Annotated in this window: 12 protein-coding genes; all 12 read left to right on the forward strand. The window is 43.2% G+C overall.

Annotation, left to right across the window (positions count from 1 at the left end; all coding sequences use genetic code 11):
* The first annotated feature begins 55 nt into the window (after nucleotides 1-55).
* On the forward strand, nucleotides 56-1849 hold the full coding sequence (locus tag J2Z48_RS02705; protein ID WP_307250776.1) for a peptidoglycan D,D-transpeptidase FtsI family protein: 1794 nt from the start codon (nucleotides 56-58) through the stop codon (nucleotides 1847-1849).
* A 125-nt stretch (nucleotides 1850-1974) separates the two neighbouring features.
* Nucleotides 1975-2673 (forward strand): spore coat protein, encoded by a 699-nt coding sequence (locus J2Z48_RS02710; protein WP_307250778.1) that lies wholly within the window; start codon nucleotides 1975-1977, stop codon nucleotides 2671-2673.
* 104 nt (nucleotides 2674-2777) lie between these two features.
* Entirely contained in the window at nucleotides 2778-4709 is a 1932-nt protein-coding gene (locus J2Z48_RS02715) for a stage V sporulation protein D (protein ID WP_307250779.1), read from the forward strand.
* A gap of 92 nt (nucleotides 4710-4801) precedes the next feature.
* Complete coding sequence (locus J2Z48_RS02720) at nucleotides 4802-6289, forward strand: UDP-N-acetylmuramoyl-L-alanyl-D-glutamate--2,6-diaminopimelate ligase (protein ID WP_307250781.1); 1488 nt, start codon at nucleotides 4802-4804, stop codon at nucleotides 6287-6289.
* Complete coding sequence (locus J2Z48_RS02725) at nucleotides 6286-7674, forward strand: UDP-N-acetylmuramoyl-tripeptide--D-alanyl-D-alanine ligase (protein ID WP_307250783.1); 1389 nt, start codon at nucleotides 6286-6288, stop codon at nucleotides 7672-7674. The genes J2Z48_RS02720 and J2Z48_RS02725 overlap by 4 nt, the downstream gene beginning before the upstream one ends.
* Before the next feature lie 10 nt (nucleotides 7675-7684).
* Nucleotides 7685-8746: a phospho-N-acetylmuramoyl-pentapeptide-transferase gene (gene mraY, locus J2Z48_RS02730; RefSeq protein WP_307250785.1), complete on the forward strand. Its 1062-nt coding sequence runs from the start codon at nucleotides 7685-7687 to the stop codon at nucleotides 8744-8746.
* 1 nt (nucleotide 8747) lies between these two features.
* A complete protein-coding gene (gene murD / locus J2Z48_RS02735; RefSeq protein WP_307250787.1) occupies nucleotides 8748-10118 on the forward strand; it encodes a UDP-N-acetylmuramoyl-L-alanine--D-glutamate ligase in 1371 nt (456 codons plus the stop codon).
* 39 nt (nucleotides 10119-10157) lie between these two features.
* Nucleotides 10158-11258: a stage V sporulation protein E gene (spoVE, locus tag J2Z48_RS02740; RefSeq protein WP_307250788.1), complete on the forward strand. Its 1101-nt coding sequence runs from the start codon at nucleotides 10158-10160 to the stop codon at nucleotides 11256-11258.
* Between the two features lie 77 nt (nucleotides 11259-11335).
* Nucleotides 11336-12247: a UDP-N-acetylmuramate dehydrogenase gene (murB, locus tag J2Z48_RS02745; protein WP_307250790.1), complete on the forward strand. Its 912-nt coding sequence runs from the start codon at nucleotides 11336-11338 to the stop codon at nucleotides 12245-12247.
* A 177-nt stretch (nucleotides 12248-12424) separates the two neighbouring features.
* On the forward strand, nucleotides 12425-13156 hold the full coding sequence (locus J2Z48_RS02750) for a cell division protein FtsQ/DivIB (protein WP_307250792.1): 732 nt from the start codon (nucleotides 12425-12427) through the stop codon (nucleotides 13154-13156).
* 137 nt (nucleotides 13157-13293) lie between these two features.
* Nucleotides 13294-14529, forward strand: a complete 1236-nt coding sequence (gene ftsA, locus J2Z48_RS02755) for a cell division protein FtsA (RefSeq protein ID WP_307250794.1) — start codon at nucleotides 13294-13296, stop codon at nucleotides 14527-14529.
* Nucleotides 14530-14584: 55 nt separating this feature from the next.
* A complete protein-coding gene (ftsZ, locus tag J2Z48_RS02760) occupies nucleotides 14585-15811 on the forward strand; it encodes a cell division protein FtsZ (RefSeq protein WP_307250796.1) in 1227 nt (408 codons plus the stop codon).
* Nucleotides 15812-15844: the final 33 nt, after the last annotated feature.

A 15844-nucleotide genomic window follows, 5' to 3' on the forward strand; every position in this document is an offset into this window, starting at 1 on the left:
GGTAATAGAATAATTAAGAATCTTAGATAATTTCTTTGCCGAAGGGAACTATTTTATGCAAACGACAGAAAAGCAGACTGGAAAACGAAGTAAATTTCGCTCTCTTATCATCGGATTGGGTCTGATGTCATTACTAATGGGTGTTACATTTCGCTTGCTGTGGATTCAAACGGTTAACTCGTCTGAATATACGAAGGAAGCAGAGAAAATTTGGAATAACAACAATCCGGTGTTAAAAGCGAAACGTGGTACTATTTATGATCGCAGTAAAAACTATGTGATGGCTTGGGAAGAACCAGCCTATTTTTTTACTGCTGATCCAAGCCAATTGAAAGAGAAAGATATAGACAAAACGGCAACGCAACTATCTACCCTTCTAGAGATTTCGAAAGAAAATCTAGTGGGCTTGTTGCGTAAAAAAGGAAAATATGCAGAATTAAGAGATCGAGAAGCAGGCAAAATTTATTTTTCAAAAGAAGTGTATGCGAATTATCTTCGATTAAAGCAAAAGAAAGAGTTAAAAGGGATTTACGCGTATAAAACAACCCAGCGTCAATATACCGAAGCAGGATCAGCTCACTTACTGGGCTTCCTAAACAGTGAAGAAAAGCCTGTCGGTGGAATTGAAAGCACTTATCAAAACTTGCTTCGTGGTCAAGATGGCTATGTCAAATACAAAAAAGCAGCCAATGGAATGATGATAACCGATGGACCTGAGTCGTATAAACCTCCGATCGATGGAAAAGATTTAGTTTTGACTATCGATGCGAGTATCCAAGACCATGTAGAAAAAGTATTGGACCAGGCTATGAAACAGTATGAAGCCAAAGGTGCAACAGCTATTGTGGCTGACCCAGCGAGTGGGGAGATTCTGGCGATGGTAAGCCGACCTACTTTTGATCTCAGAAAAGCATCTACTACTTATGATGGAGAAAGTAATGGTCGTAACATGGCGGTACAAAGTCAGTTTGAGCCAGGATCTACATTTAAGATTGTGACACTTGCGGCGGCTATCGAGGAAGGTAAATTTGAAGCAGAGAGTACATATACTTCCGGATGTATTCAAGTATCGGGACTAAACAATCCGATTTGTGACTGGAAGAGAGGCGGTTGGGGTGATATCTCTTTTCGTGAAGGAGTTATCCAATCCAGCAATGTTGGCTTTGTAAAACTAGGCGAGCGTCTTGGATCTGAGAAATTATATGAGTACATTGATCGATTTGGATTTGGTCTGGTAACAGATCGAAAAGGTCGTAAAACAGGTATCGATCTTCCGGGCGAGGAAAGTGGTTATTTTTTTGGTCGAGAGCTCGTTCCATCTGAGTTAGCAACAACTGCTTTTGGTCAAGGGATTGCGGTAACCCCGATTCAACAAGTCCAAGCAGTTAGTAGTATTGCCAATGGTGGAAACTTGATCAAGCCTCATTTGCTAAAAGAAGTGATTGATCCAAAAACGAAAAAGATGGTCGAACAGCCAGAGATAGACAAGAAACAGATTATTCGTCCCGAAACAGCAACTCAGGTGAAACAGATCCTGCGTGATGTAATTAAAAAAGGAACTGGACAAAAAGCGGATGTTCCTGGTTATCGAGTAGCAGGAAAAACAGGTACCGCTCAAAAACCAGACTCAAAGACTGGAAAATATTTACCTAATACATACATCACTTCCTTTATTGGCTTTGCTCCAGCAGATAATCCTAAAGTGGTTGTGTATGTGGCACTTGATGAGCCAAAAGGTGCTGAAGCCTCAGGTGGTTCAACGGCTGCCCCTGTTGCAAAAGATATCATCCAACAGACGATGCAAGTTTTACGTGTACCTTCGATGGAAACGGAACCGGAAATTAAGTAATGGTGGGAAACGTACATATGCGTTTCCTTTTTTCTATGGTGGCACCAATTCTTACCTACATGCGTGCTTGCTTTTTGGGACAGTATAAGATCGGGCACATCATATGATCTAGGGGAGGGATTCTGATGAATAACGCTCCAAACATGCATGTCGGTACGGTAAAACGAAACCACAGTGGTCACGAAATGTTTGATATACACGAGGTTTTATCTGTGACGATGAGCACGTTAGATCAATATACGATGTCCCGCCAATATGTCAAGAGTCCAGAGCTATTAACCATTCTGGATCGTCAATACCAGTTCTTGACAGATGAGTACAATATGTTGGTACAGGCGTTTTCCACAGGAGAGGATCCTGCACACGGAACGCAACGTTATCAAATGACGCAACATAATGATACCATCGTCTATGGAATGAAACCTTCTCAGCCTAAGAAACCGATTCATTCTATGCTGGAAGTGAAGGATGAAGGCATTTCTGGCCATATGTTGATTATGCTTAAAACATTGGCAGGAATTCGGACCGTGGCTGCCACAGAAGCAACAAATCCAGTTGTGAGACGGGTGTTGGCTGATAGCATTCCAAACTGTATTGAGATGGCGTATGAAATTTTCTTGTATCAAAATAAGAATCATTTTTATCAAGTACCACAATTGGCTGAACAAGATATGGTACAGATGCAAAATTCGTTTGGTCAAGCCACAAATCAGCCGCAAGTTCCTAGGCAGCCACAAGCCCCGCCACAGACTAGTAAGGTGATACCGATTAATCAGACTCCTTCTCCTTCGAGTCCTATGTATCAATCACCTCAATCGCATTAATCTTTCTAAACCCTTCTGGCAAATATGTCAGAAGGGTTTTTGTCATGTATCAGAATCTGGGTGAATAGGTATATGAGAACAAGTGGGACAAGGAGGGGACTCTTATGCGTGCGATACAAGCCGTCGTAAAAAAAAGATTGTTTGTCGTACTGATCATAGCAGTCCTAGTAATGATTACATTGATCGGTAGACTATCGTATGTACAATTGGCACAAGGCGAATGGTGGGCGCAAAAAGCAGAGGAGCTAGGGAGTAGAGATGCCGACTTTTTAGCTAAACGGGGTATGATTCTGGATCGGGATGGAAAGAAAATTGCTTATAATATAAGCACTCCATCCGTATTACTCTTTCCTGCCATGATTAAGGACAAGGCTGGAACGGCGAAGAAATTAGCTGAAGTGCTTGCAGGGGATGAGAAAAAGATACTTGAATTCGTTTCAAAAAAAGAATCAAAAGTATGGCTAAAGGATATAGGTCAGAAGATCCCTGAAAGTAAGGCTAAAATTCTTCAAGAGATGCAATTACCGGGTGTTCTCATAACGGAAGATAGTAAGCGGTATTATCCTTATGGGACGATGGCGGCACATATGCTTGGCTTTACAGGGGGAGATAACCAAGGTTTAGCTGGATTAGAGTTAATATATGATAAGCAATTAAGTGGACAAAAGGGTTATATTTCCTTTGCTTCTAATGCAAAAGGAGAAAGAATGCCCGATTCCAAGGAAGAGTTTATCTCGCCGAAGCCTGGAAAAGATCTGAGGCTGACGCTCGATTTAGATGTGCAATCGATTATCGAGCGGGAGTTAGATCAAGCGATGGCTCAGTATAAGCCAGAAAGTGTTCTTGCGATTGCAATGGATCCAAACAACGGTGAAATCCTGGGCATGAGTAGTAAGCCTTCTTTTCGTCCAGATGAGTACCAGACTACAGATCCCTTAATTTATAATCGGAATTTACCGATTTGGAAAACGTATGAACCGGGTTCTACTTTTAAAATTATTACTTTGGCTGCGGCGCTTGAGGAAAAAAAGGTGAATTTGACCGAGTCTTTTCATGATCCTGGATATGTAATGGTAAGCGGTGCTCGTCTCCGTTGTTGGAAAAAAGGGGGTCACGGTCATGAGTCATTCTTGGAAGTCGTGGAAAACTCCTGTAACCCTGGGTTTGTGGAACTAGGAAATCGATTAGGTAAAACGAAGTTGTTAGATTATGTGAATCGATTTGGTTTTGGTAAAAAAACGGGCATTGATTTAAACGGAGAGGCAAAAGGAATTCTGTTTAAACCAGAGCGAATGGGACCTGTAGAGCAAGCAACGACTGCATTTGGCCAAGGGGTTTCGGTGACGCCTATTCAGCAGGTACGAGCGGTATCAGCTGCTGTAAACGGTGGGAAGATGGTTGTTCCTCATGTGATGAAGGAATGGACGGATCCCGAGAGTGGGAAGGTACTAGAGTCGTACCAGCCGAAAGTAGAGAGTACGGTCATCTCGGAAGCCACTTCTAAAATCGTACGGGAATCGTTGGAGAGTGTGGTTGCGAAAGGTACGGGACGAAAAGCTTTTGTAGACGGCTATCGGGTAGGTGGAAAGACGGGCACAGCTCAAAAAGTAGGTCCAAATGGGGGCTATCTGCCGAATAACCACATTGTTTCGTTTATTGGCTTTGCTCCAGCGGATGATCCTAAAATTGTCGTGTATGTTGCGGTGGATAATCCACAAGGAATTCAGTTCGGTGGTGTGGTAGCAGCGCCTATCGTAGGCAATATCATTGGCGATAGCTTGCGTCATATGGAAGTCCCTAAGCGGAAGAACCAGATTCCACCTGAAGATACACCACTTACTACTCCGATCGTGGAGACACCCGATTTAATGGGTCAAGAGTTAGATAAAATTCGTAACAGTTTGTTTGATTTTCCTCTAAAACCAGTTGGAAAAGGAAATGTGGTGATTGACCAGATTCCTGCTCCTGGGGAAAGAGTCAAAAAGGGTTCATCAATCCAATTGTATTTGGGTGACAAAACCGAGGCAGGAGATTAAAATAGAAATGGTATAATAAACGCCAGGGTAAAACCTGGCATTTATTTATTATTTATACATACCTTGCTTTTTTCGGATTGAGGAGGAAAGATATGATTCTTCAAAATGTGATCCAGTCGCTTTTATTAAAGCGGGTGTCTGGTGATGTGGCAGTAGAAATTAGTGGCGTAGAGATGGACTCACGTCAAGTAAAGCCAGGTAGTCTCTTTATAGCGATTCGTGGTTTTACGGTTGATGGACATCACTATATTTCACAAGCGATACAAAGAGGTGCTGTTGCCATACTCGTAGAAGAGATGGTGGAAGTTCCGCCTCATGTGACGGTTGTACAAGTGCCTGATACTCGCCGAGCCATGGCTATTGTGGCAGATATTTACTACGGACACCCTACAAATGAGCTGAAATTGATTGGGATCACAGGAACGAATGGGAAGACAACCACCTCTACCCTACTTCAGCGTCTTTTCCTTGATCATGAAAAAAAATCAGGATTAATTGGAACGATTGGCATGAAAATTGGAGATCGAGAACTTCCTACTTCAAATACGACGCCTGAAATTCTCGAGTTACAAAAGAGCTTTCGCGTGATGCGTAATGAGGGATGTGAGTATTCCTTCATTGAAGTATCCTCGCATGCGCTTGATCAAGGAAGAACTCGGGGTTGCAAGTTTCATATCGGTGTATTTACCAATCTAACACAGGATCATTTGGATTATCATGTGACGATGGAACAGTATCGTGAAGCAAAAGGCTTATTATTTAACCAACTGGGAAACCAGTATCTGGATTCTTTGGATGAGCAGTGTTATGCAGTGTTAAATGCAGATGATCCTGCTTCTTCTTATTATGCTCGCATCACACCCGCTCAAGTTGTTACATATGGAATCGACCATCCCGCAGATGTAAGGGCAAGCAATATTCGGATTACACCCCAAGGAACAAGTTTTGATTTGCATACATTTCGCGGAAATAGTTCAGTGAATATAAAGCTGATGGGGAAATTTAATGTCTTAAACATGCTGGCTGCGATTAGTGTTGGTCTCATTGAAGGTTTATCTTTAGAACAAATGATAAACTCTCTCGAACAGATCCCTGGTGTAGACGGACGTTTTGAGCCGGTTCATGCAGGTCAAGATTTTACGGTTGTGGTTGATTATGCGCATACGCCAGACAGCTTGGAAAATGCATTAAAAACCGTACGAGAATTTGCTCAGAAACGAGTGATTACACTAGTAGGGTGTGGTGGAGACCGAGATCGTACCAAGCGTCCGTTGATGGCGAAAATTGCAGCAGATTATAGTGATCTGGCTATCTATACATCAGATAATCCGAGAACAGAACAGCCAGAAGCGATTCTAGAAGATATGCTATCAGGTGTGCAAAGTGTGAGGGCGGAAAAAATACATACTATCGTAGATCGAGCAGAAGCGATTCAATATGCGATTCAGCATGTCCAACCAGGAGATGTGATTCTGATTGCAGGAAAAGGTCACGAGACCTATCAAGAGATCAACGGTGTAAAAAATGATTTTGACGATCGAGTGATCGCAAGGCAGTTCATGTTGGAGGAGTTGAAATGAAGCGGAGTATAAGTTGGATTCAAGAAGCGACAGGTGGACAGGCAGTCTTTGTGGAAGATAAAGATAGGATGATTTCCTCTGTCAGCACGGATACTCGCAGTCTCCAGCAAGGGGCATTATTTGTGCCGCTCGTAGGAGAACGTTTTAATGGTCATCAATTTTTATCTCAAGCGATGGAAGCGGGTGCAGTTGTTGCTCTGTGGAGTGAGTTGGAACCCATCCCCAAAGGTTGTTCCATTCCTTTGGTCGTGGTACCAGATACATTGACAGCGTTGCAACAGATGGCCAAAAAATATCGAGAAGAACTGGCGATTCCCATTGTCGGAATCACGGGTTCAAATGGTAAGACGACAACGAAGGATCTTGTGGCAGCTGTTTTAGGTCAAGCTTTTCGGGTTCATAAAACGGCAGGAAATTTAAATAATCATATTGGCGTTCCTCTCACGTTACTTAGCATCCCAGAGGAGACAGAGATTGCAATTGTGGAGATGGGGATGAATCATGTAGGAGAGATCTCCTTGCTATCCCAGCTTGCAACTCCTAAAGTTGCGATTGTGACCAATATAGGAGAGTCTCATATTGCCCATTTGGGAAGTAGAGAAGGAATTGCAGAGGCAAAATTGGAGATTTTAGATGGCTTACAACAAGACGGAACCCTTATCTATGACGGAGATGAGCCACTTCTTACTGAAAAAGTGAGACAGATTCCGCAGACACAGGTTCGAGTTGGCTGGGGAGAGATGAATGATGAGATGCCTGTGGACGTAGAAGTGTTGGGTACGGAAGGTTTTACGTTCCAGTCCAGAAAAACTCGTCATCGCTATCGTCTACCGTTACTTGGACGTCATAATATGGTGAATGCTTGCTTTGCGATAGCTGTAGGGCGCTTTTTTCAAATGAGCGAGGAACAGATCGCGCAGGGACTCTTGCATGTTAGTTTAACAGGCATGCGTTTGGAGATGCTCACTGCTAAAAATGGAGCGCCCATCATAAATGATTGCTATAACGCAAGTCCTACTTCGATGAAAGCGGCGATTCGCTTATTACAGGAAATAGAGCCTATGAAAGAGAAATGGGCACTACTTGGCGATATCCGTGAGTTAGGTGAAGAATGGGAAGAGTCCTATCATCGGGAACTCGGTGCATATGTGATAGAAAAAGGAATTCACAAACTTTTTACAGTAGGCGACCGAGGAAAGTGGATAGCTGAAGGAGCACAGGAAGTAGGGAATGATCCGTCTTGCGAAATCATTCATTTCTCTAGTGTAGAGGAAGCAAGCAAATACATCGATAAGATCGGTCATCCACAAGCGTTGATTTTAGTGAAGGCTTCGCGAGCGATGAAACTAGATCAAGCCATTCGATCTTTAGTAGAAGGAGCGTAATGAAGCTATCATGACAAACATAGATATTCGAGAGTATTTAATCCCGATCATGGTTGCATTTGGCCTAGCTGTGATACTAGGCCCTATGGTGATCCCGACGTTACGACGCCTTAAATTTGGACAGAGTATCCGTGAAGAGGGACCGCAAGCCCATTTGAAAAAAGCGGGGACGCCTACGATGGGTGGGGTGATCATCTTAATCGCTCTCGTGTTGACAGCACTTCCTTTTAGTAGTTACTTCTTGTATAGGGATAGTGGTTCAGAAAAGTTCGTCAACGCAGACTTATTCATCCTTTTGTTTGCCACAGCAGGATACGGTATTATTGGGTTTTTGGATGATTATATCAAAGTGGTTATGAAACGAAGCTTAGGTTTGACCGCGAGTCAAAAGTTGTTGGGTCAATTGTTTATTGCAGTTGTTGTATTTGCTGTCCTGCTGAATGTTCGATATCTAAATACGCAAGATTTAGCAGGTGCCTCAAAGGCGATTTTTAGTGTGAATGTCCCTGGAATTGGAACTTATTTTATTAACTGGCTCTACCTTCCTTTCTTGGTTTTACTTTTGGTAGGCTTTTCAAATGCATTAAACTTGACAGATGGTCTGGATGGTCTGTTATCAAGTACAGCGGTGATGGCATACGGTGCTTACGCCGTAATCGGAATTTGGCAAGGTAATCAGACGGTCTATCTCTTTGCTTTTTCGGTAATTGGCGCTTTGCTTGGATTCCTCGTCTTTAATGCACATCCAGCTAAAGTGTTTATGGGGGATACGGGCTCGCTGGCGCTCGGTGGCGGGTTGGCTGCACTTGCCATTATTACGAAGACAGAGTTTTTACTCCCTCTCATCGGAATTGTATTTGTGGTAGAGACGCTGTCCGTTATTCTTCAGGTTCTCTCCTTCAAGTTCCGTAAAAAGAGGATCTTCAAGATGAGTCCGTTGCATCATCACTTTGAATTGATTGGTTGGTCTGAGTGGAAGATCGTAGCCGTATTTAGTTTGGTTGGTTTGATTTGTGGAGCTCTTGGAGTATTCTTCGAGATTGCCTTGCTCCATCCAGGAGGAGGCAAATAAGATGACGGGCTTGTTTCAAGATAAGCATGTAGTCGTTCTAGGATTAGCGAGAAGCGGTTTTGCAGTAGCAAGGTTGCTTGTTGAGCAAGGTGCTAAGGTGATCGTGAATGATGCGAGAGAACGGATCGATTGTGCTAATGAGGCGGATCCGTTAGAGCAAATGGGTGTCTCTGTAATTTGTGGTGGGCATCCTGATGATTTAATCAGTCATCGGGTTGACCTAGTGGTAAAGAATCCTGGAATTCCTTATCATATTAAACCGATTGAGCAGGCGCTTACACTAGGGATTCCGGTGGTAACGGAAGTAGAGATTGCAAGCCAATTTAGCAAGGCTCCTATTATTGGTATCACAGGTTCCAATGGTAAAACCACCACCACCACTTTAGTTGGTAAGATGCTACAAAATAGTGAGGTTCCATCAGTGGTAGCAGGTAATATTGGTCAAGCACTATCGGAAGTAACCCCTCACCTCTCGGAAAGCGATTGGCTCGTAGCAGAATTAAGTAGCTTTCAGCTAAAGGGAACCGTAACGTTCCGGCCTAAAATAGGTGCCCTATTAAATGTGACTCCTGCACACATGGATTATCATCAGACGATGGAGGACTATGTAACATCAAAATGGAGCCTATTTCAAAATCAAACTCCAGATGATGTTGCCATTCTAAACGCTGATTCTGCTATCTGTAGAGAGTTAGCAGAGAGCGGGAGTCTAAAGAGTCGTATAATCTGGTTTTCAAAAGACGAAATGACTAACCAGGGTATATGTATAAAAGATGGTTGGATCATCTCTACTCTGGATGGGAAGGAGATAGCGATCCTCCCTGTGGAAGAGGTTGCCCTACCTGGATCCTTTAATTTAGAGAATATACTAGCTGCTACTGCTATCTCGATCGTCGCTGGAGCGAATGTCGAGAGAATCGCAGAAACGATTCGAACGTTTCATGGTGTGGAACATCGGTTGGAGTATGTAGAGACGATCAAAGGAGTTCGTTATTATAACGATTCAAAAGCAACCAATGCGCAGGCAGCTTTAACGGCGCTTACTTCTTTTGAGGAGCCTATCGTTTGGATAGCGGGTGGACTGGATCGAGGAGTCGACTTTCAGGAGCTAACTCCGGTTTTGTCTGAGCATGTACAAGCCGTGATTGCTTATGGAGAGTCGTCTCCGATTTTAGCGTTGCGAGCGAGAGAGGCGGGTATAGAATCGATTATTCAAGTAGAGGATATCGAAGAAGCCGTTTATTCCGCTCACGAGATTTCTCGTTCGGGAGATGTAGTCGTTCTCTCCCCAGCATGTGCAAGTTGGGATTTATATACCTCATTTGAGCAAAGAGGAAGCATTTTTAAACAAGCTGTGCATAGGCTTGTATAAAGAGAATGCTTCGGAAGCTTAAATGAGGTGAGCACGTCTATGCAAAAAACGAAAAAGAGTCCTGATTTTGTGATCGTAGTCGCTATTTTATTATTACTTACCATTGGGGTCATGATGGTATATAGCGCTAGTGCTTCGATGGCGTTTCACAAATATGGTGATAGCTTTTATTTCGCAAAGCGTCAGCTCTTGTTTGCGGCATTGGGCGTGTTTTTTATGTTTCTCGTAACCAATGTGGATCGGAAGAAGCTATATGATATGGCAAAGCCTGCTGTGATCATATGCTTTATCTTATTAGTAATTGTTCTGATACCCGGTATAGGGATCTGGCGGAACGGTGCTCGTAGTTGGCTCGGAATCGGAGCCTTTAGTATTCAACCATCTGAATTTACGAAACTGGCGATGATCTTTTTCTTAGCGAAGCTGTTTTCCCAGCCCACTTTTCAAATTCAGCGATTCCGCAAAGGATTCTTACCCGCTATGGGGATTTTGGGCGGAGCATTTGGGCTCATTATGTGCCAACCTGATTTGGGAACGGGCACGGTGTTAGTTGGGACGGGGATCTTGTTAATCTTTGTAGCAGGTGCCAAGATGAAGCATCTAGGCGGCTTTGCTTTGCTCGGTGCCGCAGGCTTTACGGGCTTGGTTTTAGAAGCTACGTATCGGATTAAGCGAATTACCTCTTTTTTTGACCCGTGGTCGGATCCGCAGGGAACGGGATACCAATTGATCCAGTCTCTCTATGCGATCGGTCCAGGTCGGCTCCTTGGTTTAGGATTTGGCATGAGTAGACAAAAACATTTATACTTACCAGAGCCGCATACTGACTTTATTTTTTCGATTCTGTCGGAAGAACTAGGTTTTCTGGGAATTACCATTGTGATAACGTTATTTGGAGTGTTAATTTGGAGAGGCTTCCGTACGGCGATTCGTGCGCAAGATTTATTTAGTTGCTTGGTCGCCACAGGGATCACCTCCATGCTAATGATCCAAGTTGTCATTAATATTGGAGTTGTTTCAGGAACCTTTCCTGTTACGGGGATCACCTTACCTTTTCTAAGTTATGGTGGATCATCTCTTACTTTAACACTGGTAGCAGTAGGAATTCTCTTGAATTTATCACGCAATACAAATAGATAAGGAACACATATAAACATAGATGTGAATGAATCTCAGGACCCACTCACATGGTCTAGCATCTAGTAGGAGGGGACAAAATGAGAAAACCATTTGTAGAAGACTTGATACGTGTAGGGGTTCAAGACATAAAAGAGAACGAACCATTGTCCCGTCACACCACGTGGAAAGTGGGCGGACCAGCTGACTTTTTGATTAACGTAAAGACAAAAAATGAGCTAGAAAATGTAATGAAAGTAATTAACAAACACAAGCTTCCATGGAGAGTCATCGGTCGGGGTTCAAACCTCTTGGTGCGAGATGGTGGGATTCGTGGGGTTGTCATTAAACTAGATAAAGGGTTTGAGTACTTCGAATTTCAAGGGACTAAGGTGATAGCAGGAGGCGGAACTTCTACTGTTATGCTTGCTACGAAGACAGCACGTCAAGGGCTTACGGGTTTCGAATTTGCTGGAGGGATACCGGGTAACATCGGTGGGGCTGTCTATATGAACGGTGGAGCCCATGGTTCGGATGTTTCAGAGGTCCTTGTTTCAGCAGAAGTGTTGCTAGAATCAGGTGAGTGGATTACATTGTCTAATGAACAGTTGGCATTTTCCTATCGTACATCGGTGTTACAGAAGGACATGCGTGGAATTGTAACAGAAGCGACGTTTCAGCTTGAGGAAGGGGATGCTGAAGTTATAACGGATGCATTAACCCGGTTCAAAGATCGTCGTCGACAGACACAGCCTCTGCAACTCCCGTGTGCAGGCAGTGTATTCCGTAATCCAGTTGGCGATTTTTCGGGACGCCTGATCGAGGAAGCAGGTCTTCGAGGGTATCGGATCGGTGGTGCAGAAGTTTCAACCATGCACTGTAACTTCATTGTAAATATAGATCAAGCAACAGCGCAAAATGTACTGGATTTGATCGCACATGTTCAAAAAACGATTCGTGAAAAGTATCATGTTGAACTAGAGCCTGAGGTACAGGTGATCGGAGAGGCCTAAATGGAGTAAATGAACAGCTGACTTTTGAGTAAGTTGGCTGTTTTAATTTTTGTCTATATTATCAAAAAGGATTATTATTATCTTTCCCCTCTCACTATTTGTGGTAATATATATGGAAGATTATTGTGAGGGTACTCCATAGATTCGACAGGCAGATTTAAGGAGAGGACGATTGGGTTGAATGATCGCGTTCCCCCATTACGAGTAAAGGCTGTTCGCAAAAAGTCTCCCTCGGTCTGGGCTCTGCTTCTGATCTTTTTGTTTTTTATGGGCTTTATGTTTGTTCTTCTCTTACGTTCTCCACTCGGAAAAATCGAACAAATTGTAATCGAAGGAAATCAATTGGTTCCACAAAACGAAATTTCCAGCAAACTAGGAACCAAAGTAGGTGGCTCTTTTTTTGCATTTCGCCCGCAAGATGCTCAAAAAGCAATTGCTTCCATTCCAGAAGTAAAGCGGGTAGAAGTACATAGATCGTTTCCAAGTAAGATCACGGTTACATTACAAGAACAACGAATGGTTGCGTTTGTAAGAACAGCGGATGGGGCAGTTCTTCCTCTTTTGGAAAATGGGAAGATCATGACTCAGAGGAATACGGTTTCCATGTTGCAACAAGTACCTATATTTGAAAAATGGGATCTTACTAGTGAGGTGTTTCATCAAGCAGTAGAGATGTTCTCCCGTTGTTCCTTGTCGGATTTGAAAGAGATAACGTATATTCACCCAGTAGAAGGGTATCCGGATCAAATGCTCCTACAAAGTAAGATGGGACATAAAATTTATGTTCGTATCGAAGATTTACCTGAGAAGATGAAACTTTATTCTTCTTTTCACAATCAACCTGCGGGCACTTTGTATTTATTGGAAAGTGTATGGTTTACACCCGACACAGCACATGAAACCCAGTAATGGGTATTGATGTAATTTATTTACTGTTTTTCGTTTTGTAAAAAAAGGTGATCTTTCTTGATCTGTTGAATTAGTCAGAGGGTAATGCTTTTTCCTCCCAAAAAAGAGTTGCCAAATCGGGCGAGGAGGTGCCCAGTTTGAACGATCAGTTCATTGTGACGTTGGATATTGGGACTACGCAAATAAAAGCGTTTATTGCAGAAATGCATGCTGATGGTAATTTACAAATCGTCGGTGTAGGCACGGCCAAATCACTGGGGATGAAAAAAGGTGCCATCGTTGATCTGGACCAAGCAGTATTCTCCGTTCGCCAAGCAATTCAACAAGCGGAGCGAATGGTTGGGATAGAGATTTCCAAAGTCTATGTAGGAATTTCGGGGAACCATGTTGCCGTTCAGCATAGTCATGGTCTCGTTGCTGTTTCGAGTGAGTCTCGGGTCATCGAGAACCAGGATTTGGATCGAGTCTTGCAGGCGTGTCGTGTGATTAATCTACCTCAAGAACGTACCATTTTTGATGTGGTACCTACTCAATATATCGTGGATGGGGTTAGCGAGATTCGAGATCCTCGCGGTATGTTTGGCGTTCGACTAGAGGTAGAGGCAATGGTGCTCACTGCTACTAAGACTGTCATACAAAATATGGAGCGTTGCTTAGAAAAAGCACAGTTAGAAATTGCGGGTGTGATTTATCTTCCCCATGCATTGGGAGAAGCTTGTCTCACTTTGGATGAGAAGCAGATCGGTGTCGTACTATTAGATTTCGGTGGTGGTACTATCACGATTTCGGCTTATCATCAAGGCAATTTAACTGGAACTGCAGTCATCCCCATGGGTGGTGAGTATCTAACGAGTGATATTGCCATCGTGCTTCGAACTCATAGTGATGTTGCAGAGGAAATCAAATGTAAATATGGTTGTGCGTTAGCGGATCTAGCAAATAAAAATGAAAGTTTTTCGGTTCAGACCCTCAATGATCAGAAGGAAGTTGTTTATCATCAAGACAACCTAGCAGAGATTATCGAGTCAAGACTTTCTGAGATGTTCTACCTAGTGCGACAACAATTGCAGTATATGGGAGTGAACGATCGCCCATCAGGTGGCTTCGTATTAACGGGTGGCGTTATGTCTACGCGGAATATTCTTGCCACAGCACAAAAATATTTAGGACAACCTGTCCGCGTGGCCCAGCCAGAAAACATAGGAGTAAATGAGCCTAGTTATATGGGTGGGGTGAGTATGGTTCACTATTTGGGTCAACGTGGGATGATCCAAGTACCTGAAACCATTCCTAACGATGTAGCTCGTTCCAAGAAACAACATGGAGAATCTGCTTTTTCGAAGATGAAAAATTGGTTTAGTGATTTTATATAATTCACTAAAAAACGAAGTTATGTCATTATATTTTCGCATGGGAGGGAACCTGGTCATGGGTTTTGAATTTGGTATGGATCTAGAACACGAGATGATTGCACAGATTAAGGTCATCGGAGTGGGTGGTGGTGGCAGTAACGCGGTCAATCGTATGATTGATGCGGGAGTGCAAGGTGTAGAATTTATCGCAGTCAATACAGATGCGCAAGCACTCCATCGCTCGAAAGCGCCTATTAAACTACAAATTGGCGAAAAGCTAACGCGTGGACTTGGTGCAGGCGCGAAGCCAGAAGTAGGAAAAAAGGCAGCAGAAGAGAGTCGAGAGCAGATCGAAAACGCTCTTCGTGGTGCGGATATGGTGTTTGTGACAGCAGGTATGGGTGGCGGTACTGGAACAGGAGCCGCTCCAGAAATTGCATTGATTGCCAGAGAGATCGGTGCACTAACTGTAGGAGTGGTGACGAAACCATTTGCCTTTGAAGGAAAGAAGCGATCCCTTCAGGCGGAGTCAGGTGTCACGGCACTGAAAGAAAATGTAGATACCTTAATTGTTATTCCAAATGATCGCCTGTTAGAGATTGTAGATAAAAATACTCCTATGCTAGAAGCATTCCGAGAAGCCGATAATGTCTTACGCCAAGGTGTACAAGGGATCTCTGATTTGATTGCGGTTCCTGGTTTGATTAACTTAGACTTCGCAGACGTGAAAACCATTATGACAGAGAGAGGATCTGCTCTGATGGGTATCGGTTCTGCTTCTGGTGAAAATCGTGCCGCAGAAGCAGCTCGTAAGGCAATCTGTAGTCCATTGTTAGAAACTTCCATTGATGGAGCTCGTGGAGTTCTAATGAATATTACGGGTGGAAATAATCTAAGTCTTTATGAGGTGAATGAGGCGGCAGATATCGTGATGCGTGCCTCCCATGCGGATGTCAATATGATCTTTGGTGCTGTTATTAACGAAGATTTAAAAGACGAGATTCGTGTTACCGTGATCGCTACAGGATTTGATTCTGCTAAAAATGATCCACGTGTAGGAAGAAAGCCACAGATGAACTCGTCCAATGGGATGCGTAATTCATCAGATCCTTATAAACCGCTGTTTCCAAACGATGGCTTCCGTATGGAAGACGCACAGTCAAACCAAACATCCTATGAAACAGCTTCATATCGCTATGCTCCTATACAAGATCAAAAGCAACCTAAAAATAGTAGGGATGGCAGAGTATTAGATGAAACATATGATATCCCAACTTTTTTACGTAACCAATTAAAAAAATAAAGAAAGTCTCCTCTATTTTGAAGCGTGAATCGA

Source organism: Croceifilum oryzae (genome assembly GCF_030814315.1).
GTDB lineage: Bacteria > Bacillota > Bacilli > Thermoactinomycetales > Thermoactinomycetaceae > Baia > Baia oryzae.